The 24378-nt window shown below is 63.5% G+C and carries 23 protein-coding genes; 3 read left to right on the top strand and 20 right to left on the bottom strand.

Annotated features, from left to right (window positions below):
• The 3 genes from QZ149_RS07620 to QZ149_RS07610 all read left to right on the top strand — a co-directional run.
• On the top strand, window positions 1–637 hold a 637-nt coding region (locus QZ149_RS07620; protein ID WP_291450748.1), incomplete at its 5' end, for a tRNA guanosine(34) transglycosylase Tgt.
• A gap of 15 nt (window positions 638–652) precedes the next feature.
• Complete coding sequence (locus QZ149_RS07615; protein WP_291450747.1) at window positions 653–1549, top strand: neutral zinc metallopeptidase; 897 nt, start codon at window positions 653–655, stop codon at window positions 1547–1549.
• A 52-nt stretch (window positions 1550–1601) separates the two neighbouring features.
• Window positions 1602–3287: an AMP-binding protein gene (locus tag QZ149_RS07610; protein WP_291450746.1), complete on the top strand. Its 1686-nt coding sequence runs from the start codon at window positions 1602–1604 to the stop codon at window positions 3285–3287.
• Between the two features lie 7 nt (window positions 3288–3294).
• Here the strand turns inward: QZ149_RS07610 and QZ149_RS07605 are convergent, their stop codons facing one another.
• From QZ149_RS07605 to QZ149_RS07510, 20 genes are all read right to left on the bottom strand, one after another.
• A complete protein-coding gene (locus QZ149_RS07605; RefSeq protein WP_291450745.1) occupies window positions 3295–4071 on the bottom strand; it encodes a DUF4391 domain-containing protein in 777 nt (258 codons plus the stop codon).
• A complete protein-coding gene (locus QZ149_RS07600; protein ID WP_291450744.1) occupies window positions 4068–4736 on the bottom strand; it encodes a hypothetical protein in 669 nt (222 codons plus the stop codon). The genes QZ149_RS07605 and QZ149_RS07600 overlap by 4 nt, the downstream gene beginning before the upstream one ends.
• A gap of 19 nt (window positions 4737–4755) precedes the next feature.
• The gene (locus QZ149_RS07595; protein WP_291450743.1) at window positions 4756–7350 is read right to left on the bottom strand and encodes a helicase-related protein; all 2595 of its coding nucleotides are present in this window, start codon (window positions 7348–7350) and stop codon (window positions 4756–4758) included.
• Between the two features lie 185 nt (window positions 7351–7535).
• Window positions 7536–7970 (bottom strand): metal-sulfur cluster assembly factor, encoded by a 435-nt coding sequence (locus QZ149_RS07590; protein WP_291450742.1) that lies wholly within the window; start codon window positions 7968–7970, stop codon window positions 7536–7538.
• Between the two features lie 10 nt (window positions 7971–7980).
• The gene (gene sufU / locus QZ149_RS07585) at window positions 7981–8457 is read right to left on the bottom strand and encodes a Fe-S cluster assembly sulfur transfer protein SufU (RefSeq protein ID WP_291450741.1); all 477 of its coding nucleotides are present in this window, start codon (window positions 8455–8457) and stop codon (window positions 7981–7983) included.
• Window positions 8458–8496: 39 nt separating this feature from the next.
• Window positions 8497–9774, bottom strand: a complete 1278-nt coding sequence (locus QZ149_RS07580) for a SufS family cysteine desulfurase (protein WP_291450740.1) — start codon at window positions 9772–9774, stop codon at window positions 8497–8499.
• Window positions 9775–9779: 5 nt separating this feature from the next.
• Window positions 9780–10532, bottom strand: coding sequence for a Fe-S cluster assembly ATPase SufC (sufC, locus tag QZ149_RS07575; protein WP_009649021.1), 753 nt, complete (start codon window positions 10530–10532; stop codon window positions 9780–9782).
• A gap of 16 nt (window positions 10533–10548) precedes the next feature.
• Window positions 10549–11739, bottom strand: a complete 1191-nt coding sequence (gene sufD, locus QZ149_RS07570) for a Fe-S cluster assembly protein SufD (RefSeq protein WP_291450739.1) — start codon at window positions 11737–11739, stop codon at window positions 10549–10551.
• Entirely contained in the window at window positions 11739–13184 is a 1446-nt protein-coding gene (gene sufB / locus QZ149_RS07565) for a Fe-S cluster assembly protein SufB (RefSeq protein WP_291450738.1), read from the bottom strand. Before sufB ends, sufD begins: the two co-directional genes overlap by 1 nt.
• A gap of 32 nt (window positions 13185–13216) precedes the next feature.
• On the bottom strand, window positions 13217–13912 hold the full coding sequence (locus QZ149_RS07560; protein ID WP_009649042.1) for an HTH domain-containing protein: 696 nt from the start codon (window positions 13910–13912) through the stop codon (window positions 13217–13219).
• 152 nt (window positions 13913–14064) lie between these two features.
• Entirely contained in the window at window positions 14065–14709 is a 645-nt protein-coding gene (locus tag QZ149_RS07555; protein ID WP_291450737.1) for an NUDIX hydrolase, read from the bottom strand.
• A gap of 8 nt (window positions 14710–14717) precedes the next feature.
• Complete coding sequence (locus tag QZ149_RS07550; RefSeq protein ID WP_291450736.1) at window positions 14718–16412, bottom strand: CTP synthase; 1695 nt, start codon at window positions 16410–16412, stop codon at window positions 14718–14720.
• Between the two features lie 109 nt (window positions 16413–16521).
• Window positions 16522–17403: a copper transporter gene (locus tag QZ149_RS07545; protein ID WP_291450735.1), complete on the bottom strand. Its 882-nt coding sequence runs from the start codon at window positions 17401–17403 to the stop codon at window positions 16522–16524.
• On the bottom strand, window positions 17400–18545 hold the full coding sequence (steA, locus tag QZ149_RS07540; RefSeq protein WP_291450734.1) for a putative cytokinetic ring protein SteA: 1146 nt from the start codon (window positions 18543–18545) through the stop codon (window positions 17400–17402). Before steA ends, QZ149_RS07545 begins: the two co-directional genes overlap by 4 nt.
• Window positions 18542–20218 (bottom strand): DNA repair protein RecN, encoded by a 1677-nt coding sequence (gene recN, locus QZ149_RS07535; protein ID WP_291450733.1) that lies wholly within the window; start codon window positions 20216–20218, stop codon window positions 18542–18544. The genes steA and recN overlap by 4 nt, the downstream gene beginning before the upstream one ends.
• Window positions 20215–21045, bottom strand: a complete 831-nt coding sequence (locus tag QZ149_RS07530; protein ID WP_034505647.1) for an NAD(+)/NADH kinase — start codon at window positions 21043–21045, stop codon at window positions 20215–20217. The genes recN and QZ149_RS07530 overlap by 4 nt, the downstream gene beginning before the upstream one ends.
• Entirely contained in the window at window positions 21042–21869 is an 828-nt protein-coding gene (locus tag QZ149_RS07525; protein ID WP_291450732.1) for a TlyA family RNA methyltransferase, read from the bottom strand. The genes QZ149_RS07530 and QZ149_RS07525 overlap by 4 nt, the downstream gene beginning before the upstream one ends.
• On the bottom strand, window positions 21866–22054 hold the full coding sequence (locus QZ149_RS07520) for a dUTP diphosphatase (RefSeq protein ID WP_291450731.1): 189 nt from the start codon (window positions 22052–22054) through the stop codon (window positions 21866–21868). Before QZ149_RS07520 ends, QZ149_RS07525 begins: the two co-directional genes overlap by 4 nt.
• A complete protein-coding gene (locus QZ149_RS07515) occupies window positions 22054–23928 on the bottom strand; it encodes an HAD-IIA family hydrolase (RefSeq protein WP_291450730.1) in 1875 nt (624 codons plus the stop codon). Before QZ149_RS07515 ends, QZ149_RS07520 begins: the two co-directional genes overlap by 1 nt.
• Window positions 23925–24378 (bottom strand): hypothetical protein (locus QZ149_RS07510; RefSeq protein WP_291450729.1); only part of this gene is annotated, 454 nt, incomplete at its 5' end. The genes QZ149_RS07515 and QZ149_RS07510, both read right to left, overlap by 4 nt.

The following is a 24378-nucleotide window of genomic DNA, read 5'->3' as shown; positions in this document are numbered from 1 at the left end:
GTGTCTGGCCGAGCACAAGCGCCTCACGCAGGAGCGTTCCGCCAAGCCCTACCAGCAGCTGTGGGGCGTTATCCAGGGTGCCCAGTGGGAGGACCTGCGTCGCCAGGCAGCGCGCATGATGGCCGACATGGAGGTGGACGGTCAGCGCTTCGACGGCTTCGGCGTGGGCGGAGCGCTCGAGAAGGAGAACCTGGGCACGATCGTGTCGTGGGTGTGCGAGGAACTGGGTGAGGACCGTCCCCGCCACCTGCTGGGCATCTCAGAACCCGAGGATCTCTTCGCAGGTGTCGCAGCCGGTGCCGACACCTTTGACTGCGTCAACCCCTCGCGAGTGGCACGAAACGCAGCGATCTACACGCCCGATGGGCGCTTCAACATCACGAACGCGCGTTTCAAGCGTGATTTCACACCCCTCGTCGAGGGCTGCGAGTGCTACACCTGCACGCACTACACGCGCGCCTACGTCCACCACCTGTTCAAGGCGAAGGAGATCCTGTCCTCTACGCTGGCGACCATCCACAACGAGTGGTTTACGCTGCGACTGGTGGACGCTATCCGCGCTTCCATCGAGGACGGCTGTTTCGAAGCGTTCCGTTCCGATATGCTCGGCCGTTATCAGGCCGGGCGGCGTCCCTGAATTGAAGGAGTACCGATGAGCTTCAACGACAACATCCACCTGGATCCTTCGCGTGTGCGCACCTCCGGCGCTGGCCGGAAGATTGCTGGTGCCGGTGGCGGCTCGATCCTTGGAGTCCTGCTGATCCTGGGGTTCTCCTATCTCACGGGCATCGACCTGACCAGCCTCATCTCCTCCCAGGCTCCCTCGTCGTCTTCATCCTCTTCGTCGGTCGACGTGTCGACGTGCAAGACCGGCGCGGATGCGAACGAGCGCGTGGAGTGCCGCATGGTGGCCACCGCGCAGTCCCTGGACGAAGTGTGGAAGACTCAGCTGGCCGATCAGCACGCGGGAGTTTCCTATGAACTTCCCGATTTCCAGATCTTCACGAACAGTGTGTCAACTGCATGTGGTTCTGCGACGAGCGCGGTGGGTCCCTTCTACTGCCCGGGTGACTCGACGGTGTACCTGGATCTCGGTTTCTTTGACGAGATGGTGACTCAGTACGGTGCCTCGGACTCCGTGCTCGCACAGGAGTACGTGGTCGCCCACGAGTGGGGCCACCACATTCAGAACCTGCAGGGTGTCTTCCGCACGTACAACACGCGCGAGACCGGCTCGCAGGAGGCGGGCGTTCGCTCCGAGTTGCAGGCTGACTGCTATGCGGGCGTGTGGATGCATTGGGCGTCCACCACCCCCGATCCTTCGACGGGTACCCCCTACCTCCAGACCCCGACGACTGACCAGATCATGGGTGCCCTCCAGACGGCCGAGGCCATTGGCGACGACCGCCTGCAGACGAAGTACCAGGGGACGACGAACTCCGAGTCCTGGACACACGGCAGCGCGCAGCAGCGCGCGACGTGGCTGCAGACCGGCCTGGACTCCGGCAGCATTGCGACGTGCAACACGTGGGATGTTCCCCGCGTATAACCCTCGTTGTGTGCGCCGGTAGACTTGTCAAGACCGATCACAGGAGGATGTCATGACACGGAGTATCGTCAGCCAGGCACACGACTTCTACGACGCAGTGCCCTATGAGGTGCCCGTGCCGGACACGTCCCTCTACGAGCTGCTCGACACCGCCGCCCGCCTGTACCCGGATCGCGTGGCGCTCGATTATTTCGGTGCCACGACGACCTACGCGCAGGTTCGCGACCAGGTGCTGCGCGCTGCGCGCGTCTTGCACGAGGCCGGGGTACGTGCCGGGGACACGGTGGCGATTTCGCTGCCGAACTGCCCGCAGGCGTTCGTCGCCTTCTACGCGTGCATGCGCATCGGAGCGGTAGCCGCCCAGCACAACCCACTGGCACCGGTCGCCGAGATCGCGGGCCAGCTGGAGCGCCACGGTGGCCGGGTCGCCATCGTCTGGGAAAAGTGCACGGAGGCCTTTCCTCTGGATCGCCTCAACACGGTGTTCACGGTCGATATTTCGCACGGCATGCCCGCCTCGCAGCGTTTCCTCCTAAGCCTGCCGGTGCCTCGCGCCCGCCAGATGCGCGCGCAACTGCGCGGCCCCGCGCCCAAGGGTGCCATCTCCTGGGACCGCGCCACGGCCTCGTCAAGCCCCATCGACGCCGACCACCCGCTGCCCTCACCCGGTGACCGTGCCGTCATCTTGCACACGTCGGGGACGAACGGCGTACCCAAGTCCGCGCCCCTCACCCACCGCAATATCGGCGTCAACGTCAACCAGTGCATGTTCTGGGTGTGGAAGCTGCACGAAGGGGCCGAGACCTTCTTCTCACTGCTCCCCTATTTCCATGCCTTCGGCCTGACCTTCTTCCTGTGTGCGTCCGTGCGCAAGGCAGCCACCCAGGTGTTGCTGCCAAAGTTTGACGCACAGATGGCCCTCGAGGCGCACAAGCGCCGACCCGTCACCTTCTTCGTGGGCGTGCCGCCCATGTTCGAACGCATCCTGGCGCGTGCCAAGGAGACCGGCACCGATCTCTCATCCATTCGATACTCAGTGGCCGGTGCCATGCCACTGTCGACCGCGCTCGCGGATGACTGGGAGGCCACCACGGGCGGCCTCATCATCGAAGGATACGGACTGTCCGAAACCGCTCCCGTACTCACCGGCGCTCCTCTGTCCGCCAAACGCCGTCACGGCGTGCTTGGCGTCCCCTTCCCCTCCACGCAGCTGCGCCTGGTCTCTTTGGAGGACGATACTCTCGACGTCGAGGACGGGCAGCCCGGCGAAATCATCGTGCGAGGCCCCCAGGTCTTTGACGGCTACCTCAACGCACCCGAGGAAACCGCGCGCGTCTTCACGTCGGAAGGCTGGTTCAAGACCGGCGACATCGGCGTCAGCGCCGACGGCTTCATCTCCATGGCCGACCGCAAGAAGGAACTGATCCTGTCGGGCGGCTTCAACGTCTATCCCTCCCAGGTCGAAGCGGCAATCCGCTCACTACCGGGCGTCGCGGATGTCGCCGTCGTCGGTGTGCCCGTCGCGGACGCCACTGAAGAGGTCACCGCCGCTATCATCATGGAGGAAGGTGCCCAGCGCCTCACGCTGGAGCAGGTGCGGCAGTGGGCCGAAAAGTCCATTGCTCACTACGCACTCCCCCGCCAGATCGTGTTCATCGCGGAGCTGCCGCGCAACCAGATGGGCAAGATCCTGCGCCGTAAGGTCGCTCAGGTCGTGCGCGAGAAGCTGGGGCGCTGAGCGAGCGTCAACGGCCGCAATGCCTCGTCAGCTCGTTGATCGCTGTCTTCGTCTGATTGATCGCCTCGCTGAGGGGAATTCGTAGCTGTAGGCGTTCGCGTTGCGTGGTTCCGTGTGCCTTCCACTGGGCACGCAGTCGATCCTGCCTGCTCTGGCACTCGAGCAAGCGCTCAATCAACGCCACCACGTCCGAAGTCCGGCACAGACTCGGATCCGGATAGAAGCCAGCAAGGCGAGCGACACGGGCCAAGCGGATACGCGCCATGATGTCCTCGATCACATGAGCCAGCGAACGCTGATCAAGCGTATCGAAAGCCAGCGAAGACAGGAAGGCCTTCCCCTGCTCCGTGCGCCGCCACACACCGATGCTGCTGTCCACCTTCATGGCGTCGACGGTCAATCCCATTGCACGCTTCCGGCGCGACGTGAGCGCTGCAGACAGACAGGCGTCGCCACGGGCGTTCTCCTGGATCAGGAGTGATGGATGCGGGAAGCAGCCGTGCACAAGAGCGGCAGTCGACTCGAACGCTCGCGTCTTTCCGAGGGATGCACGCAAGAATAACACCGCATCGATACGACGATTCGTCGCGGCTGTCGCGGGAATGCGAGTCGTGGTCTCCTGTGCGACTCCCAGGAGAGTCAGCCCCTCAATCTTGCTCAAGCCCTCGCGCTGCGTGCGCGTCAGGTCCGCCTCGCGCAGCAGCGCATGTGTGGGAATCGTGCGCTCGAAGCGACGGACGCCGGGCGGCAGGGCCAGTGTCGACCCCCAGTCGATGGAACTCACAGGAGCACCACAAAGCTCACCAGGGAGAAGTCTGCTTCTGACGAGGCTCCCTGGGCAATCATTCCCGGTGTGAACAGCGATTCGAGGGTTGCTTCTTCTCCCTGCCTGATCGCCGCTGCGACGGCCTCGTTCAACAGCGCCGAGTACTCGCTCATGTTCTCACCATCACGTGTGGCTCGATTAAATTGCGCGCACAGGGCATCCAGTGGCTCATGGTGTTCCTCGCATAGCTGCCTGAGCAGGTCCAGGGAACGCGTTGGGTTGGATAGTGTCCGCGCGCCTGCTGCGTCCCTCGGCACGTAAATCAGAGAGAGCGGGGCGTTTGCACGGCTGGCGTCACTACCGCCTGCACGCTGTTCGAGACAGAAGATCACTCCCGAACTCACTTGAGGGCGCAGGTCATCCGGAATTGACACGACCGCGTGCAAGCCCGTCGGCGCGCCTTCCAGTGTGCCCGGGTTCGCGTTCATGTAGCGCTCCAACTCGATTCGGAAATCATCCAACGCGAAATCCGTGATTGACATTCCTCGCCGCATGTCTTCGAGATCAAGAGTCTCACTGCGCAGCGTGCGCAACTGATCCGAGCGATACTCCAGGTCGTTCATATCCTCCGACGGGGTAAGCAGATTCTCCTCGCCGGATGCACTCGCATCGCCCAGAGCCATGCGTGACTTTACACGCGACTCAAGATTGATGTAGGACTCCAGGTCGACGTCCGGCCAGAAGGTTACGCATCTGGATGCGTTCATTCGTCGAACCCAGGCGGTCGACGCGGCCGAAACGCTGCACAATACGAACCGGGTTCCAGTGCACATCGTAATTAACCACGCAATCGCAGTCCTGGAGGTTCTGCCCCTCCGAGATGCAATCCGTTGCGAAAACAATGTCGATCTCGCCCTCACGGTCCGCGAGGGCATTGGTTTCCTTCGAACGTGGTGAGAAACGACCGAGGATATCCTCGAAGCCACCACTCGCCCGGCGCTTTCCCGTGACTCGATTGCGAGTGCCTGTTACCTGCGCACACGTCAGGCCGTGGCTCCGTTGCAGATCCGATGCCAACTGGTCATAGAGATAGGTAACGGTGTCAGCGAAAGTGCTGAAAACGAGTACTTTTCTGTTACCCGAGTTAATCTGGTCGGCTCCGGTCTTCTCCGCGATCAGTGTCCGCAACGCACCGAGCTTGGCATCACGATCCGGGGTCACTGCACAGGCGTAACCGACCAGTTCGTCGAGAATCGCAATGTCGCGTATGAGGTCCACGGACAGAGCCTCGCGGTCCACATCGCGCAAGTCGACGCGAATCTGCGCCCCGACCTCGAACATCTCAGCATCTCGGTCATCGAGGCCGTCCTCGAGGCCCTCAATCCCGTATCCCACTGCCACGGAACCGACAGCATCGTTGACATCGCGCGCGTCAAGCACCGCGAGTCGATCCAGGATGTCGGCGCAAGAACTGCGCACGCGGACCAGTGTCGTACGGAAAGCGCTCACGGAAGACTCCATGCGCTTGAGGAGGTTCACACGCATCAGCGCGGCGACCGCATTCGTACGATGCAGCTCACTGCCGAAGTCATTGCCGAAGCCCTCGCGGTAGTCGGCCTCGTAGGCAGGCCGCGCATCCTCGCGCACGTAGGACAGAAGCTGATACTGGGCGAAACTCAGATCGCTGATCATATCGTAGAGCTGCCCGATGGGAGGCAGCTCGCCGCGTGAATCAATGGGCACCTGGACATTGCGCGGAGCGAGGCGGGTGGGGAATGTCCCCGTCTCGGTGCCGTAGTATTTCGCCACATGCTTGCGGCTACGCGCAATCGTCAGGGCATCGAGGAGCGCAAAATAGTCCGCGTTGACGTACTCGGCGAAGCTCTCCGTCGTGTGACGTCCATGCGCCTGCGAACTCCACAGGTTGAAGCGCTTTTGTGCCAGTCGCATCACCGAATCGATGGACACGATGCCATCGGTCTTCTCGAGGTAATCATCGCGCCCCTCCGTGATGAGCTCAATCTGGTTACGCAGGTCGGTGAGACGATTATTGATCGGGGTCGCCGACAGCATGAGCACCTTCGTACGTCCGTTAGCCCGGATCACCTCGTTCATCAGGCGCGTATAACGATTCGTGCTCGCCCCGGTCACACTCCTATTGCGGAAGTTGTGGCTCTCATCGATGACAACCAGATCGAATGTCCCCCACTGCAGGTGTTCCAGGTCGATGTCCCCACTCTTGCCACGGCGACGCGACAGGTCCGTGTGGTTCAACACCTTGTAGGCAAATCGGTCCGCAGCCAAGGGATTACGTTCATCGCTTGTCTGCGTCCACAGCGTCCAGTTCTCACGCAGGCGCTTCGGACACAGTACCAATACGTTCTTGTTGAGCTGCTGGTAGTACTTAATGACGGCGAGCGCTTCGAATGTCTTGCCCAGGCCAACGCTGTCGGCGATGATGCAGCCGTTATACTTTTCCAACTTACGAATCGCCCCGATAACGGCGTCCTTCTGAAAATCGTAGAGTTTACCCCAGATCACCGACTCGAAAAAACCGGTATCTTCACGTGGATTGTGATCCTGGTTCTCCAGGAGGAACCGCCGAAAGATGTGGTACAGGGTCAGGAAATAGATGAACTCAGGAGCGTTCTCTGTGTAGAGAGCCTCCACCTGGTGAGCAATCTGCTCAGTGACATCACAGGTCTTTGTATCATCGGCCCACACGGACTCGAATGTCGCCATGAGAAATTCAACCTGTGCCTTGGCCTCATCCCCCGCACAATGGGTCATCATCGTCAGCGTATCCGGGCGACGCTCAACTCCCAGTCCCTCAAGGGTGAAGGTGGCACCCTGTCCCGTCAACAGATGGGGACTCACAGCGGAATCCTCGACGATGTAACTGGGCGTCAACTGAAGCATGTGCTCGCGCTGCACGGAGCGGAACGTCACCTTCTCCCTCAGCCAGGATGTACACGCCCGCGCGAGAGCACGCTGGTTGAGCTTGTTGCGCAGCGTGAGTTCCAGGGACGAGTCAGCGAGCGCTTTTTCTCTCTCACCCTGCGCACGTCGCGCGATATCAGACTCCGGCGACCCCGCGACCCGTCCCATGTCTTGAATAAACGTCGGTTCACTGAACAGAAAACGCACGGAGTCGAGGCGTTCAAGCTCCTCGCGCAGCTCTCCGAAGGCGAACAGGCTGAAATGCGCGCTGATAATCGACAGTTTCGCCTCGTCATCGAGGTTGGCACGCAGGGAGTCTACCAGGCGTTTGCCCTCGGTGTTGTCGAGAATCTCCATGGGCCTTGCCCCTCTCCTTCATGCCGTGACTCACATTAGGTTACCGGAACATCATGGGGAACGGGACACGCGACACTGGAGCCGCTCGCAGAAGAGAACGGGAGGCGCGGGACCAGTGATCGCCGGATTACATACGAGTGTCCCCGGAACCGAGCGGTTCCGGGGACACTGTGCATACAAGCGTCTCAGACGTTGAAGCCGATTGCGCGCAGCTGCTCACGACCATCGGGCGTGATGCGGTCAGGACCCCACGGCGGCATCCACACCCAGTTGATCTGGACCTCGTCGGTGACTCCCGACAGGATGGTCTGCGCCTGGCGCTCGATCACGTCGGTCAGCGGGCATGCCGCGGACGTCAGCGTCATGTCGAGGCGCACCTGATTCTCGGCACCGATGACGACGCCGTAGACCAGACCCAGGTCAACGATGTTGATGCCCAGTTCGGGATCGATAACGTCCTTGAGGGCCTCCAGGACGTTCTCAGCGGCAAGGGTGCCCTGCTCGATGACGTCGGTGCCATCAATCTGGCGGGTGGCATCGGGCGACTGCGCCGTCTCGTTCGAGGCGGGTACACCGAAGCGCTGCTCGACGGGCTCAGTCTGAGCCATCGGGTTATTCATAGCGATTCCTTTACTGCTCGGCGGGCTCGCCCGCGGCGGAAATATCGATACCGGACTTGGCCAACGCATCGCGCAGGGCGTACCAGCCCAGCAGCGCGCACTTGACGCGGTTCGCGAACTGAGACGTGGACTCCAACGCGGCCGCATCACCCAGCTCGTCGAGGATCTCGTCGTCGACGCCCAGGTTACGCGAATGCATCATGACTTCCATGTCCCGATAGAGGCGGCTGATCTCGTCAGCGGACTTGCCCTCCGTCAGGTCGGTCATCATGGACAGCGACGCGCGCGAAATCGAGCAACCGTCGCCATCCCACTGCATTGACGCGAGGAAGTCGCCGTCCAGCGTGACGCCCAAAGTGACCTCGTCGCCGCACGTCGGGTTCACCTGGTGAGAGGACGCGTCCTGCCCGGAGGGGTCTCCCTCCCCGTGCTTTTCACGCGCATGGTCCAAGATCACCTGCTGATACAACTGCTCGAGACTACCCATAGCTACCTTTCTCAAAGAATCCGACGACTCGCACCGATTCTACCGACCGAAGAAAGCTCGCACCTTCGACAGGCCATCCACCAGACGCTCAATTTCCTCAGGCGCCGTCGTCGGTGCCACCGATGCGCGCGCCGAGGAACGCACCTGGAAGAAGGTGTGCAACGGAATCGCGCAGTGGTGCCCGACGCGCACGGCGACATCCACCGAGTCCATGAACTGGCCGACGTCGTGGGGGTGTACGCCGTCCACGGCAAAAGCCACGACACCGATGCGGTCCACGTTCGAGGCGGGGCCCAGCACGGTGATGCCGTCAATTGAGGAGATACCATCGAGCATCATGCGGGTGAGCGCGTGCTCGTGGGCTTCGACGCGGGCCATGTCGAGGCCAGCCATGTAGCGCAGCGCTTCGGCCCAGGCTGTGATCTGCGCGACGGGCTGGGAGCCGGCTTCGAAGCGCTCGGGCGGTGCCATGAAGGTTGACTCCTCCATGGTGACCCACTCGATCATGGAGCCGCCTGTGAGGACGGGAGGCATCGCGGCCAGCAGTGATCGCCGCCCCCACAGTGCACCCGCGCCCGTGGGTCCGAGCATCTTGTGCGAAGAGAAGACCGCGAAGTCGACATCCAGCGTGGACAGGTCGAGAGCCATGTGGGCGCTCGACTGGCATGTGTCCAGCAGGATGAGCGCGCCGACCGCGCGGGCTGCAGCCGTGATCGCGGCGACCGGAGAGATGGCACCTGTCACGTTGGAGACGTGTGTGAAGGCCACAAGGCGCGTATTCGGCGTGATGACCGACAGGGTGTCGAGGTCGATGCGGCCGTCCGGGGTCAGGTCGAGCCATGCCAGTTCAGCGCCCGTGCGCGCACACAGTTGCTGCCAGGGAACGATGTTCGCGTGATGCTCGGCGCGCGTGCACACGATGCGGTCGCCGGGTCCCACGCGCATAGGCGCGGCCTCGTCCCCTCCCATACCCTGGGACGCGTTGCCCATCGATAGGGCGACCAGGTTGATGGCCTCGGTAGCGTTCTTCGTCCACACGATCTCGTCCGGGTGTGCACCCACGAACGAGGCCAGGGTGCCCCTCGCGCGCTCGAAGGCGTCGGTCGCTTCGTCACCCAGCAGGTGCGTGCCCCTGTGGACCGCACCGTTGGAGCGTCGGTAGAAGTCAGCCTCGGCGTTGATAACGGCCTCAGGCTTTTGCGAGGTCGCCGACGCATCGAGGTACGCAATGGGTGCCCCGCCGCGCCCGACGCGACTCAGGATCGGAAAGTCTGATCGGATCGCGTCGAGCTCGGCGGCGGTGAAGTCCTTGGACACGGGTATCAGAGACCCAAGTACTTGTCGTAGCCGTTCTCTTCGAGTTCGTCGGCCAGCTCGGGGCCACCCTGGGCGGCGACGTGGCCGTCGACGAACACGTGAACGTGGCTGGGCTTGATGTAGCGCAGGATGCGGGTGTAGTGCGTGATCAGCATGACGCCGCAGCCGGTCTCGCCGTGGACGCGGTTGACGCCCTCGGAGACGATGCGCAGCGCGTCGACGTCAAGGCCGGAGTCAGTCTCGTCGAGGACGGCGAAGGAGGGCTTGAGCAGCTCCATCTGAAGGATCTCCAGACGCTTCTTCTCACCACCGGAGAAGCCGACGTTGACGTCGCGCTCGGCGAAGTCGGGGTCCATGCGCAGGTTTTCCATGGAGGTCTTCATCTCCTTGACCCACGTACGCAGGGCGGGAGCCTTGCCATCGATAGCGGTCTTGGCGGTACGCAGGAAGTTGGAGACGGACACGCCCGCAACCTCGACGGGGTACTGCATGGCCAGGAACAGGCCAGCCTTAGCGCGCTCGTCGACGCTCATGTCGGTGATGAGCTGATCGTCGAGCCAGGCTTCACCGGAGGTGATCTCGTAGTCGGGGTGACCGGCGAGGGCGTAGGCCATGGTGGACTTACCGGAGCCATTGGGACCCATGATGGCGTGGATTTCGCCGGAGTTGATGGTGAGGTTGACGCCCTTGAGGATTTCCTTGGGACCCTCGGCGGTCTCGACGGAGACGTGCAGGTCCTTAATGCGCAGAGTCGACATGTGTATTCCTTAAAGCTCAGTTGTTACGGGACTTGGCCAGCTCGGCCTCGACGGTTGCCATGAGGTGATCGACCACCTCGGGGACGCCAATCTGGTTGATCAGCTCGGCGAAGAAGCCGCGCACGACCAAGCGGCGGGCCTCGGCCTCCGGGACGCCACGGCTCATCAGGTAGAAGAGCTGCTCGTCGTCGAAGCGACCGGTTGCGGACGCGTGGCCCGCACCTTCAATTTCGCCGTTCTCGATCTCGAGGTTGGGCACGGAGTCGGCCTTGGCACCTTCGGTGAGCACGAGGTTACGGTTTAGCTCGTAGGTGTCTGTGCCGTCGGCGGCCTCACGGATCAGGCAGTCGCCGATCCACACCGAGTGTGCGTCCTTGCCCTGCAGGGCTCCCCTGTAGGTGACGCGTGAGAAGCACTTGGGCTGGGAGTGGTCAACGAACACTCGGTGCTCGAGGTGCTGGCCGCCGTCCACGAAGTAGATGCCGAGCATGGTCAGCTCAGCGCCAGGACCGCGGAAGTCGGTGTCCGCGCACAGACGCACAAGGTCACCGCCGAAGGTGACGACGATGTGGGTGAGTTTAGAGTCGCGGCCCAGGGCCAGGCGCTGGTTCGAGGCGTGCAGGACAGTGTCGTCCCATTCCTGCAGCGACACGACGGTCAGGTTCGCGCTATCACCGGTCTCGACCTCAACGGTTTGGTTCAGAGCGGCCTGCGCGGAGCCGGCGTGCGAGAGGATGACGGTGGCCTTGGAGAAAGCACCTGCGCGAATCATGAGGTGCTGCGCACGGGTGCCCTCGACGTTAGCAACGTTGATGCGCACCGGAGCGTCCAGCTCGGCTTCGGCCGGGATCTCAACGACCGTCGCCTGCTCGAAGCCGTTCCAGGCGACGACGGCGGTGCGGTCGCCGGGAGCCAGGACGGTGCCCAGGCGCTTGTCATCACGCGCGACCGTCTCGACGGTAACCGGCGCGGGCGCGTCCACCGTGACGGGGGCATCGCCCGCGTCGTAGTTGGCGGGTTCAAACAGGCGCTCGATGCGACGCATCGGGGTGAAGCGCCAGTCCTCTTCGCGACCGTGCGGCACGGCAATGTCGTTCAGCTCGAAGGAGGTCGGGCGGTCGGCGCGCGAGGGGTGCGCCTTCTCGGAGCCACCCCCGTGCGAGTGGGCCTTGTTCATGGTCTCGGCAATAGTGTTGGGGGTCGTCATCAGCCGACGGATCCTTCCATCTGCAGTTCAATGAGGCGGTTAAGCTCGAGGGCATACTCCATGGGAAGCTCCTTGGCGATCGGCTCAACGAAGCCACGCACGATCGTCGCCATGGCCTCGTTCTCGTCGAGGCCTCGGCTCATGAGGTAGAAGAGCTGATCGGCGCTCACCTTGGTGACGGTGGCTTCGTGCCCCATCTCAACGTCATCGGTGCGCACGTCGACGTAGGGGTACGTGTCGGTACGCGAAATCTTGTCGACGAGCAGGGCGTCGCACAGGACGTTCGACTTGGAGTGACGCGCACGCGCGTTGACCTGAACGAGGCCTCGGTAAGACGTGCGGCCGCCTCCGCGTGAGACGGACTTCGACACGATCGACGACGAGGTGTGGGGTGCCATGTGCACCATCTTGGCGCCGGTGTCCTGCTGCTGGCCGGGGCCGGCAAAGCCGATGGACAGCGTCTCGCCGCGGGCGTGCTCACCCATCAGGAAGCAGGCGGGGTACTTCATGGTGATCGCAGCACCCATGTTGCCGTCGACCCATTCCATGGTGCCGCCTTCTTCGACGATAGCGCGCTGGGTGACCAGGTTGAGAACGTTCGTCGACCAGTTCTGGATGGTCGTGTAGCGAACGCGGGCATCCTTCTTCACGAAGATTTCAATGACGCCGGAGTGCAGAGAGTTCTCGTCGTAAATCGGGGCGGTGCAGCCCTCGACGTAGTGCACGTAGGAGCCTTCGTCAGCAATGATGAGCGTGCGTTCAAACTGCCCCATCGCGGAGGTGTTGATACGGAAGTAGGCCTGCAGCGGGATGGTCACGTGCACACCCTTGGGAACGTACACAAAAGAGCCACCGGACCAGGCAGCCGTATTCAGCGCAGAGAACTTATTGTCGCCCGCGGGCACGCACTTGCCGAAGTACTCCTCAAAGATCTCGGGGTATTCGCGCAGACCCGTGTCCGTGTCGGTGAAGATGACCCCCTGGCGCTCAAGGTCTTCCTGGATCTGCTGGTAGACGACCTCGGACTCGTACTGGGCAGCGACGCCGGAGACCAGACGGGCCTTCTCGGCCTCGGGGATGCCCAGGCGGTCGTAGGTGTCACGGATTTCATCGGGTAGGTCCTCCCAGTCATTGACCTGCCGATCCGTGGGGCGCACGTAGTACTTGAAAGCATCGAAATCAATGTGGGAGAGGTCCGGACCCCACGCCGGCATCGGCTTACGCTCGAACAGATCCAGCGCCTTCAGGCGACGCTCCCGCATCCACTGCGGCTCATCCTTAACATCCGAAATGAAACGGACAATTTCTTCGTTAATGCCGGTGGGGACGTCCTTGGAGTAGTCGTCGGAATCGTGCCAACCGTATTCGTAACCGCCAATCGACTCGATGATCTCGTCATCGGTCATACGACGGTCTTCAGCGCCCACGGCGGGTGCCTGCGTCATAGTTGTGTCAACCTCTCGTTCTTACCTGTGTGCTACTTGCGTCGCACATTCCTCGCGCCCGGGCGGATGATGGGCATGCCCACCGGGATGTGGGTGGTGCACACGTGTCCCCCGCCCGCAAGCGTGGAAAGTCTCTGGACGTGCACGTCGAGCAGCTTGCCAAAGGCAATCGTCTCGGCGTCGCACAGCTGGGGGAAGTCCCCCGCTACGTTCTGGATTGGGCAGTGACCCTGGCACAGTTGAACGGCTAGCGTGCCACCTCCAATGTCTCGGACTGTCGCGGCGTATCCGTCCTGCGTAAGCGCGTCGGCAAGCGCCTGAGCACGGACTCGAGGGTCCGATCCCGCGTCGCGCACGATGGGCGCGTAACGGCGCTCGATCTCGCGCGAGCGCGCGGCCGCGAAAGACTCGACGGCTTCCTCACCCCCGACTTGCCCCAGGTATCCCAGTGCCTTGGAAGCCAAGTCGGAGTATCCGTCGGCGAGGTGGATGTGTGCTCGCTCGGTGGCGACGTAGTGACGCGCGGGGCGTCCGCGCCCCCGCTTGGAGGGCGCACCGGGTTCGTGCTCAGCGATCTCCTTGGACTCCAGCAGCAGCGTGATGTGGCGGCGCACGGCCGCCGTCGTCAGGCCTAGGACCTTGGCGATCGCCGAGGCCGTCACCGGTCCCTTTTCGACGATGAGATCGAGCACCTGCTGACGAGTTGTGGCGTCTACTTCTTCGGCCACCTGTCCTCCGCTCCGACACGCTTCTCGCGCGCCCCAATCCGTGCTTTTCTCTGGGAAGAAGTCTACGCTAATTTGAATAAAGAGGCGTTGCGAAAAGCGTGTCGGAGTGTTGCACGACCCACATGTCGAGGGACTTATGGCCTATTTGACAATCAACGAAGCCAGGGCGCTCCCGGTTCTCGGAGGCCTTGCCAGCCGCGGCCTCGTGCGGCGTGCGCGGCCATGATGCCGATGACACTCGAGGGATTGTGCAGGCGACCGGCAAGCACCCATTCCATGGCGTCGGTCAGTGAGACCCACGCGTATTCCATGGTTGCTTCCTCATCCTCGCGTTCAAAGGTCGTGCCCGTGGGCGCGAGGTCTCGTGCCAAGAACACGCGAATAGGCTCCGTCGATCCACCGGGCGAGGTGTAAAAGTCAACGAGCGTGTCCCACCGTCCGGCGCTCAGGTCCGCCTCTTCCGCAAGTTCACGCTCGGCTGCAACCAGAGGATCCTCGCCGGGAATATCAAGCAGTCCAGCGGGAATCTCCCACAGCGACGCGCGCACCGGGTGTCGGTACTGGCGCTCAAGGAGAATTTCCTCGGCACCGGCCTCGCCGCGCATGACGACGACAGCGACGGCACCGGGGTGGCGGGTGTACTGACGGACAACGGGTTCCTCGCCCTCCACGACCACGACACGGTCCTCCACCATGTCCACGATACGGCCGCTCCACACGTCCTCGCTCGCTGCGACCTTGTGTGGGGTCGGCTGGTCAGCGATCGCGCGGACCTGCTCGCTCGACAGAAAATGCATGTCGTCTCTCATTCCTTCTCGTCCGAGCGCGATGAGTAACGTCCCACGTGACGCTTCAACGCAGCTTCAATCAGCCCCGCGAACAGCGGATGCGGGCGCGTCGGACGGCTCTTAAACTCCGGATGCGCCTGCGTTGCAACATAGTAGGGGTGCAGAGCCGAATCAAGCTCGACGAACTCAACAAGTGAGCCGTCCGGAGAGGTTCCGCAAACCTTCAAGCCTGCCTGTTCGAGGCGGTCGCGGTAGGCATTGTTGACCTCGTAACGGTGACGGTGCCGCTCACTCACGTCGGTCGTGCCATAGGCTGCGGCAACAATCGAATTCGGAACGAGCTGTGCGGGGTATGCACCGAGTCGCATCGTTCCGCCCATATCACCGTCTCCATCAACGAACTCGTGCTGGTCGGCCATCGTATGAATGACTGGCTCGGTCGTGTCGGGATCCATTTCGGTCGACGAAGCGCCGGGGATACCAGCGAGATGTCGGGCAGCCTCAATGACCATGCACTGCAGACCCAGGCACAGGCACAGCGTCGGAACACGATGCTCGCGTGCCCAGCGCAACGCGCCAAGCTTGCCTTCAATACCACGAATGCCGAAGCCTCCGGGGACGACAATCGCGTCGACGCCAGCGAGCTCGCGGGCAGCCCCTTCGGGTGTCTCGCACGTATCCGACGCGACCCAGCGAATATCAACTCGGGCGTTGTTCGCGAAACCGCCGTGCTTGATTGCCTCAGACACCGATAGATACGCGTCGTGCAGGTCGATGTACTTACCGACAAGGGCAACCTCAAGGCGGTGCTTAGGAGAATGCACGCGCTCCAGAAGTTCCTTCCATTCCTTCCAATCGACGTCGCGGAAGGACAATCCGAGGCGCTGGACGAGGTAGGCGTCGAGGCCCTCTCGATGCAGTGTCAGCGGTACGTTGTAGATGGAAGGAACGTCGGCGCATTCGATGACCGCTTCGCGGTCGACATCGCACATGAGAGCGACCTTCGACTTGACTCCCTCGGGTAGCGCACGATCAGTGCGCAGCACGAGCGCGTCCGGCGCGATGCCAATTGATCGCAGTGCGCTGACGGAATGCTGCGTCGGCTTCGTCTTCAGTTCGCCGGCTGCGGGCAGGAAAGGAATCAGCGACACGTGCACGAAAGCAACGTTCGAGCGGCCGAGGTCGTGGCGCACCTGACGGGCTGCTTCGAGGAACGGCTGTGACTCGATATCGCCAACTGTTCCACCAATTTCCGTGATGATGACGTCAGGACGCTCACCGTTCTCATCGGGCTGAGCCTGACGACGCATGACGTTCTTGATTTCGTCGGTGATATGAGGAATAACCTGAACCGTATCACCCAGGTATTCGCCGCGACGCTCCTTGGCAATGACCGTCGAATACACCTGGCCGGTGGTCGCATTAGCGGCACCCGACAGGTTCACATCGAGAAAGCGCTCGTAGTGGCCGATATCCAGATCGGTCTCCGCACCATCCTCAGTGACAAAAACCTCGCCGTGCTGGAAGGGGTTCATTGTGCCGGGATCAACGTTGATGTAGGGATCAAGCTTCTGCATGACCACGTGCAGGCCCCGCGAACGAAGGAGCCTCCCCAAGCTGGAGGCGGTCAGGCCCTTGCCCAGTGAAGAGACGACGCCGCCCGTCACGAAAATATGCTTGGTCATGGAATTTTCCGCACGCACTGTGCGCATTGAAGTACTCACCATGGAACTTCAGCTTAACACTGCACGAACGACTCGTCCCCCGCTGACCTGGGCAGGTCAGCGGGGGACGACGAAGCAAATCGCGTCGTGACGCGCTTTACTTGTTGCTCGGGATGACAGACTGTGCGCCGGAACCCACGCCGTAGGCGCGCGCTCCGGTCGCCTTGGTCGACAGGGCGAGCGCGGTATCGACCGTCGCGAGGGTGGTACCCACCGAATCGATGGTCGTCACGGCGGTGCCGGCGCTGCGGATGCGGGAGATCATCGCGTCGCGCGAGGAAGCATCACCCACGACCACACCGGAGGTGGAGCCGACGGCCTGCGCCATGCCCACCCAGGCGTCAGGACTCGTGGGAGCGGACGAGGCCGTGGCCGCGCTCTGTGCACGCGCACCGATAGCAACGAGGGTCGTAGCCTTGCCAGCAGGATCCTCGTCGATCGTCATGAGCGGGGTCGACTTGTCGGTGAGGATCTGGCGCAGCAGGTCGGTCTCGGAGCCGCTCGAGGTCAGGACCTGGACGATGGAGTAGCCCACGACGCCGTCGGCGCTGGCGGTCTTAGCGGCGGCAGACTCAAGGTGAGAGGCCAGCGACGTGGACAGCGTGGCACGATACTGACTCATGGAGGTGGACTGCCAGTTGTCGGTCAGCGTCACGCGACCAACCACGGACGCACCCGCGTCGGTCAAGGTGGAACGCACAGCTGCCACGTCATCGTCGGAGGCACCAGGCAGTACAACGAGCGCGACCTGGGTGCCGGTCAGCGAGCCGGTCAGGGAGGAGGACGCGAGGGCCTTGAGGCCCGCGGCTTCAGCTTCGGCCTGTGCGCTTAGCTGCGGGTCGGAGGCGGCCGCAGACGACGAACGGTTCATGCCCGTGTTGATCGTGCGCTGCAGGGGCCCAGCCCCCAGGACGACGCCAACGGCCAGGGCCATGAAGATCCCGATGATCGAGACAACGTGGTAACGGAAGTTAATCATTGGGTTCCTCCAGCAAGGTGCGTCAGCGACGTAAAAAGCGACGTGATCGGGTACAGCAGATCGTTACCCCACGGGGTGGACCACAGGGCGACGCCCATGAGAAGGACTGCGACGACCGCAAGCATCACCAGCGTCCACCCGCGCGGGCGGGGACGGAATGTGGCAGCGACGGCGTGGGCTCCGATCAGGCGCGAGCCGCACGCAAGGCGCGAAAAGAAGGCAGGGGCGACGAGGGAACGCCCTGCGTCGACCAGCTCGGCCTCTCCGTAGGAGACGCCGGCAGTCACGACAGCACTGGCATCCGAATGGGCTGCGACGACCATCGCGGCATCAAGTGACATTCCGGACATCGCGACAGAGTCGTAGACGATGCCCATACGGTCCAGGCGCTCGGAGCCGGGAGCCAGGCCGTCACCGCCGACGCGCACGATGAAGGAGTGGGCTTTGCGGATCGCTTTCTCACTCATGAGTTCGGCGTCCCCGATCACAGCATCGAGCGTCAGGTGTGCTTTGAGGGCGACGTCCGCTCCCCCGTCCACGGCCACGACGTAGGGGGCCGCTTCGGCGCGCCACCGCGCGAGCGCACGCAGCTCGCCAGCAGCGTCGGATGCATCAGTCACCAGTAGGATGGGACGGTTGCCGAGTCCATGCAGCTGAGGAACACCCTCACCACGTAGGACAGTTGCTCCATCCTTCGCCAGATAGTCCTCGATCGCGCCCTCAAAACCCGCGAAGAGGGCTGCGGAGTCAGCGACCTCGATCTCGAGGTCCTCGTCCTCGACCCGCTTACCAGTGGCGATAACGGTGCTTTCGAGCAGCACTTTGCCGCCCGTAACTGTCACTTCCTGTCCTTCGCGCAGGGACATAATGTCCTGTCCCAGGTCATCCACGAGGAGGATACCGGCATCAAGAATGAGCCGGGGACCCAACGCGGCCGTGCGCCCCGTCAGCGAGGGCTGCGCGTTGAGGACCGCAACGGGGCCAGCATCCACGAGTGCAGCGGCGCTATCCTTGTCGAGGTCGGCAATGTTGATGACGGCGATATCGCCCGTCTCAAGGCGCGTCGCCAGGTGCTTGGGCCGGTCGTCAATGCGAACCCGCCCGCTCCGGGCACTTGCTGTTGTTGAACGTGTGTCACTCATCCCTGCGATTGTGACACGGCGGAGGCCAGGACGCGCGATGCGTGGCGGCGCGCCGCCTGCGAGTGCGGATCCCCACCCATCATGCGGGTCAGCTCGGCCTCGCGCTCCGCGCCTGTCACCTCGCGGACGCTGGTCGTGCCATCAGTCTTTTCGATGACCAGGTGTTGGTCGCCGAAGGCTGCGACCTGAGCGAGGTGGGTGACGACGATGACCTGGCGCGATTTGGCAAGACGCTTCAGACGCGCACCAACCTCCGTTGCGGTCTGCCCGCCGATACCAGCGTCAATCTCGTCGAAGATGAAGGTCGACGAGGCCTCGGTGCGCCCCAGCATCAGCTCCAGGCCGAGCATGACGCGCGAGAGTTCACCCCCGGATGCACCCTGGCCGAGCGGGCGCGCGGGTGCGTGCGGGTGCGGCTGGAGGCGGAAGACAACCGTCTCGCAGCCGTGCGAGGTCGGCTTGGTGGCCTCCAGGTCAATGTGAAGGGTCGCGTCGGGCATCGCGAGGGCGTGGAGCTCCTCGTTGACGCCTGCGGCCAACTCGCGGGCCAGGCGTGTACGTGCCTTCGTCAGGCGCGCACCGACATCGAGGACAAGGCTCTGGGCCGCGGCCAGCTCACGCTCGACGACCTCGGGGTCCGAGGCCGGGGCAGACAGCTCATCCACGCGCGCTCGAGCGTCATCCGCCCAGGTCAGCAAAGACTCAACGTCGGCCGCACGCCCGCGCAGGACATCCTTGATGGCTGCGCGTCGCGCATGAATCTGCGCGAGGCGCTCCGGATCCGCGTCCAAGCGGGACAGGTAGACCGCGATGTCGTCTGCCAGCGCATCCAATTCGAGTGCCTGACTGCGCGCCCGCCCGGCGAACTCTGCCACGGCCTCGTCGAAGCGAGAGGCGTCATCCAGCTGAGCGTAGGCACTGCGCGCAGACTCGACCGCCCCCGAAAAGTCGCCGCGATCATCGCCCTTCAGGAAGCCCTGTGCGACGCCCATGAGCGCGCGCAGATCCTCGACGTTGGTCAGGCGTGAGGCCTCGCGAACCAGCTCTTCCTCCTCACCCACCTGGGGATCCAAGGACTCGATCTGAGCCAAGGCCGCGCGCAGATCCTCCAGTTCCTCCTCGCGTTCGCTCGCGTCCCCAAGCAGTGCATCGAGGCGGTGCTTCGCGTCCACAGCGGCGCGGAAAGCCTCGCGGTATTCATTCACCAGGGCGGCGTGCGCAGTACCACCAAACTGGTCGAGAGCACGGCGCTGGGCGGCTTCCCCCGTCAGGCGAACCTGATCGGCCTGACCGTGAATCGTCACCATCGAACCGACGATCTCAGAGAGCGCGGAGGCGGGAACGGGCCGCGACCCCAGGTGCGCGCGCGACCTGCCGGCCGCTCTCACGGAGCGTCCAACGATCAACTCGCCGCCCTCGACGACGCCACCGGCTTCCTCGACGCGGGCAGCCACCTCCTCTGTCACCGAAAAAATACCGTCGACTGAGAGACGATCCGCGCCCGAGCGCACCAGCGCCGCGTCCGCGCGAGCCCCCAGCAGAAGCTGCAGGGAGGACAAGACCATCGTCTTACCCGCGCCCGTCTCGCCCGTCACGACGACCAGACCGCCTCTAATCTCGACATGCGCAGAAGCGATCACGCCGAGATTAGCGATATCGAGAGACTCAATCACCGCGGGCCATCCCTCCACCCGCGCACGGGAAGATTGAACTTGCGCACGAGGCGCGCCGAAAAGGGCGTGTCATCCACACGCACCAGCTGCACCGGCGAAGAACCCACGCGAGCGCGGACCACTGCCCCGGCCGGAACAGTCATCCGACGCAAGCCGTCGCACCACATCTCGGGAGCCGTCCACATGTCGTCGAGCACAACGATCTCCACGCAAGCCGAGGGCCCCACCACAAGCGGGCGGGTGAACAGGCCATGCGCGGCCAGCGGGGCGACGACAATTGCCTCCGTGTCGGGCCACACGACGGGGCCACCCGCTGAAAACGAATAAGCTGTCGAACCCGTCGGAGTTGACAGGATCATGCCGTCGGCACCGTAGGTCGACACCTCCTGACCATCGACGACCAGCGCAAAATGCACCGGATGAGCGACGTCCGTGTGCATGATGACAGCCTCGTTGAGAGCCCAGTCCGAGGCCCTGGAACCGTCCGAGCGCTCCATCGTAACGTCCAACGTCATGCGGCGTTCGACGGTGAAGTCACCCTCGGCAATCTTGCGCGCGAGGTCGCCCGTGCCCGTCGAACCGAGCTCCGTCAAGAACCCCATGTGCCCGGCATTGACACCGAGGAGTGGCACGCCCAGAGCGCGTGCACTCGAGGCGGCCACGAGGAACGTGCCATCACCACCGATCGACAGCACCAAATCGATGCCACCCGAGGACGCATCCTCGACGACCTCAATCCCCCGCTCCGCCAGCGCATGCGTGAGCGTCACCGCGCTGGTCACAGCATTCGTTCGGTTGCGATGACGCACCATCAGTACTCGAGTCACAACGCTCCTCCTGCAGGTCCCTCGGCGACGGCCGCCCGGATGTACTCCGTCAGCTCCTGCGGGTTGATCGGCTCCGGGTAGTCGCGGCGCATGTACAGGAAATACTCGACGTTGCCGGAGGGGCCGGGCAACGGAGAGGGCGCGATGGCGGCGATGTCCAGCCCCAGGCCAATGGCACAGCGCGCCACGTTTTCGACAGTTTCGACGTGGTGTTCGGGGTTGCGCACCACTCCCCCGTGGCCCAGGCGCTCCTTGCCGATCTCGAACTGGGGCTTGACCATCAGCAAGAAGTCAGCGTCGGGTGCCGCCGCCGCGACCAGCGCAGGCAGAACGAGAGTCAGCGAGATGAACGACATGTCGCCCACGACGATGTCCGGTGCCGGAGCAACCGAGGCGGGATCCAGCGTGCGCACGTTCGTACGGTCGTGGACCTCGACACGAGGATCGGACTGCAGCTTCCACGCAAGCTGGCCGTAGCCAACGTCAACGGCAACGACCGAAGCAGCTCCGCGCCGCAGCAGAACGTCAGTAAAACCTCCCGTCGATGCGCCAGCATCGAGCGCGCGCCGGCCCTCGATCAGAGGAGCCTTCTCGCCGAGCGCGTCCAGCGCACCTGCAAGCTTGTGCGCCCCACGCGACACGTACTCGGGATCATCCGACTCCTCGACGAGGATTGCCTGCGCCGGATCCATCTGTCGGGCGGATTTCAGGACAACCTGGCCATCAAGTTTGACCCGACCATCCTCGATCATCTGCGCTGCTGCCGAGCGCGACTTCGCCAGACCTCGGCGCACCAACTCCGAATCGATCCGTCGCAACTTCACGCGTCGCTCCTCCCCTGCTCACGCGCTCCGACGCGCGCCGCGGAACCTTGCATCTCCGCGGGCACGTCGGCCGACAGCGCCCGTCGAAGGTCGGCCTCAATGACCTGAAGCGTCGAGATTTGCACCTGCACGCCAAGCTCATCGAAGCCGACCAGACGGGCAGCCGTCTGTTCACTCAGGGCCATTAGGCCTCGTCGTCCATATCTGCCGTCGCCTCCAGCAGGGCCTCCAGTTCCTCCTCACCGGGCAGGAACGCGGGGGTCTCCTCGCTGGGTTCGGGCAGTTCGTCGGCAGCCTCGGCCACCGCAAAGTCCTCATCAGCAGCTGCGTCAACGGCGAGGGCCTCAGGCTCGACCACGATGCCTGCCGGATCGTCGTTGTCGACGACAGTAATCTCAGGGCAGGTCACCGGGTTACCGGAGCCGTCCGACCATTCCCAGGCAGCAGCGGCGAGCGCGCGGTAGGAGTCGATGGAAATCGTCACCGCGTCGGTCAGTTCGATGTCGTCCAACGTCAGCGTACCGCCGCGCGTCACCTTGGCAACCTGCGACAGACCGCAGGTCCACGTGCCATCGCGATGGTGCTTGGGAGCCGGGTGGGCCTCCAGCATGCCGCGCATATCAAGTGCCAGGTATGTGGGACGCTGGCCGCGAGGAGCACGCAAAACCGCACGAGCCTGGTGGACACCGGTCAGCACGTGCATCGCGGGGACGCCAGCTGCGACGGCACCCATAATGTCGGTCTCAAGGCGGTCGCCCACTGCCATCGGGTTCGTGGCACCAACGAGCTGGCTCGCACGGCGATAGATACCCGGCTCGGGCTTGCCACCGGCAGTGGGACGCTTGCGGGTCGCGTGCTGAATCGCACGCACCAGCGAGCCATTGCCGAGCGCCTGGCCGCGCTCGACGGGCAGGGTCGCGTCAAGGTTCGAGGCATAGAAGGCAGCACCGCGTTCAATCGCGAAAGCTCCCTCGGACAGGAGTGCCCAGTTAACCTCCTTGTCGAGGCCCTGCACGACGGCAGCAGGCTCGTCGTCGGCACTACCCACCAGCTCAAAGCCCTGCTCTTCGAGAGCCTGGCGCAAACCGGGACCGCCGAGTACGAAGACCTTGGCACCCTCGTCGAGTTCCTCCGCCATGATGGCGGCAATGTCCATAGCCGACGTCATGACCATCTCGGGGGTCGCCTCGAAGTCCATGCTGTTGAGCTTGTCGGCCACCTGCTGCGGGGTACGCATCGCGTTGTTCGTGACGAACGCGGAGGCCATGCCCATCGTGCGCGCCTCGATAACGGACGAGGCAGCGTGCTCGATCCGCTCGTCACCAGACCACGCCGTACCATCGAGGTCAAGCAACGCGCAGTCATATTCCTCGGCCAGTGCATTCTTGCAGCCGCGCAGCGGCGAACGCTTATCATCAACGTCGGCGTCCTGGAACAGGGCAACGTCAACGATCTCGGTATCCTCAACCTCGGCGGGCATCTCCGCAATGACAGCCTCGGCTTCGTCCACGCGACCCAGTTCCGTCAGGCGCTCAGCCTTGACCTCCATGAGACGGCGGCGGAGCTCGTCGTCGGCCGATTCCGGCAGCACGGCAAGCGCATCGTCGACGATCACGAGGCCGACGTCGGACTGACCGAGGTCAGCACGTGCACCAGAGGAGACGAGCACCAGCTCGACCTGTTCCGCAAGATCCAGAGTCGTGGAGTCGGTTGCGTCGATGATCTCAACGGCCTTCTCGGGGTGGCCAAGCCCGCGCTCCGCGTCGGCTTCGACAGCGCGCAGCGAGTCATCCCCACGCATCCGTCGCACGGCGCGCACTTCGCGCAGCGCCTCCTCATAACGACCCGAGGCGTACGCGGTCAGAGCAGCGGCCTCGCGAACGACATCGACGCGACCCGCGCGGCTCACAGCAGCCTGAGCATGCTGGTAGGCGGCCTCGGGATCGAGATCAATCAGCTGACCGGCCATCACCAGATGACGTGCAACAATGTCACGGTTGGGACCCGACAGCGTCGCCAGCGCGCGCATAGCATCACGGTCAAGCTCCTGGGAACTCACGCCAGCAGGAATCGTCGGCTCATTGCCGTTAGGAGACACGTACTCGTCAGTCGACGAATAGTTCTGGTAGGCGACATCGTTGCGCCGCTCATTCTGACGAGGCCCGCGACCGTCACGCTCAAAACGGCCGCCCTCACGTCGGTCACCGCGGAAGCCTCCGCGACGATCATCGCGACGGTCATCGCGACGCTGGAAGCCACCACGGCCACCCCGGCGATCATCACGGCCACCAAAATCGCGGCGCTCACCATCACGACGCTGGAAATCACGCTCACCGTCCCGACGATCATCACGACGGAAACCACCGCGGTCGTCACGACGCTGGTAACCGCCACGACGATCTTCAAAGCCTCCGCGACGATCATCGCGACGATCATCGCGACGCTGGAAGCCACCACGGCCACCCCGGCGATCATCGCGAGCACCAAAATCGCGGCGCTCACCATCACG

It is taken from the genome of Actinomyces sp. ICM47 (genome assembly GCF_905369875.1).
Lineage (GTDB): Bacteria > Actinomycetota > Actinomycetes > Actinomycetales > Actinomycetaceae > Pauljensenia.
This window is presented reverse-complemented; position numbering and strand designations above follow the sequence as displayed.

What these genes read in the sequence shown, in the direction of transcription:
- sufC (WP_009649021.1), bottom strand. Translation starts at nt 10,532, where the DNA reads ATGTCGACTCTGCGCATTAAGGACCTGCACGTCTCCGTCGAGACCGCC.
- QZ149_RS07545 (WP_291450735.1), bottom strand. Translation starts at nt 17,403, where the DNA reads ATGATTAACTTCCGTTACCACGTTGTCTCGATCATCGGGATCTTCATG.
- sufD (WP_291450739.1), bottom strand. Translation starts at nt 11,739, where the DNA reads ATGACGACCCCCAACACTATTGCCGAGACCATGAACAAGGCCCACTCG.
- QZ149_RS07555 (WP_291450737.1), bottom strand. Translation starts at nt 14,709, where the DNA reads ATGCATTTTCTGTCGAGCGAGCAGGTCCGCGCGATCGCTGACCAGCCG.
- QZ149_RS07550 (WP_291450736.1), bottom strand. Translation starts at nt 16,412, where the DNA reads ATGCGCACAGTGCGTGCGGAAAATTCCATGACCAAGCATATTTTCGTG.
- QZ149_RS07590 (WP_291450742.1), bottom strand. Translation starts at nt 7,970, where the DNA reads ATGAATAACCCGATGGCTCAGACTGAGCCCGTCGAGCAGCGCTTCGGT.
- QZ149_RS07595 (WP_291450743.1), bottom strand. Translation starts at nt 7,350, where the DNA reads ATGGAGATTCTCGACAACACCGAGGGCAAACGCCTGGTAGACTCCCTG.
- QZ149_RS07600 (WP_291450744.1), bottom strand. Translation starts at nt 4,736, where the DNA reads ATGGCTCTGGGCGATGCGAGTGCATCCGGCGAGGAGAATCTGCTTACC.
- sufB (WP_291450738.1), bottom strand. Translation starts at nt 13,184, where the DNA reads ATGACGCAGGCACCCGCCGTGGGCGCTGAAGACCGTCGTATGACCGAT.
- steA (WP_291450734.1), bottom strand. Translation starts at nt 18,545, where the DNA reads ATGAGTGACACACGTTCAACAACAGCAAGTGCCCGGAGCGGGCGGGTT.
- sufU (WP_291450741.1), bottom strand. Translation starts at nt 8,457, where the DNA reads ATGGGTAGTCTCGAGCAGTTGTATCAGCAGGTGATCTTGGACCATGCG.
- QZ149_RS07615 (WP_291450747.1), top strand. Translation starts at nt 653, where the DNA reads ATGAGCTTCAACGACAACATCCACCTGGATCCTTCGCGTGTGCGCACC.
- QZ149_RS07610 (WP_291450746.1), top strand. Translation starts at nt 1,602, where the DNA reads ATGACACGGAGTATCGTCAGCCAGGCACACGACTTCTACGACGCAGTG.
- QZ149_RS07520 (WP_291450731.1), bottom strand. Translation starts at nt 22,054, where the DNA reads ATGGCCCTGAGTGAACAGACGGCTGCCCGTCTGGTCGGCTTCGATGAG.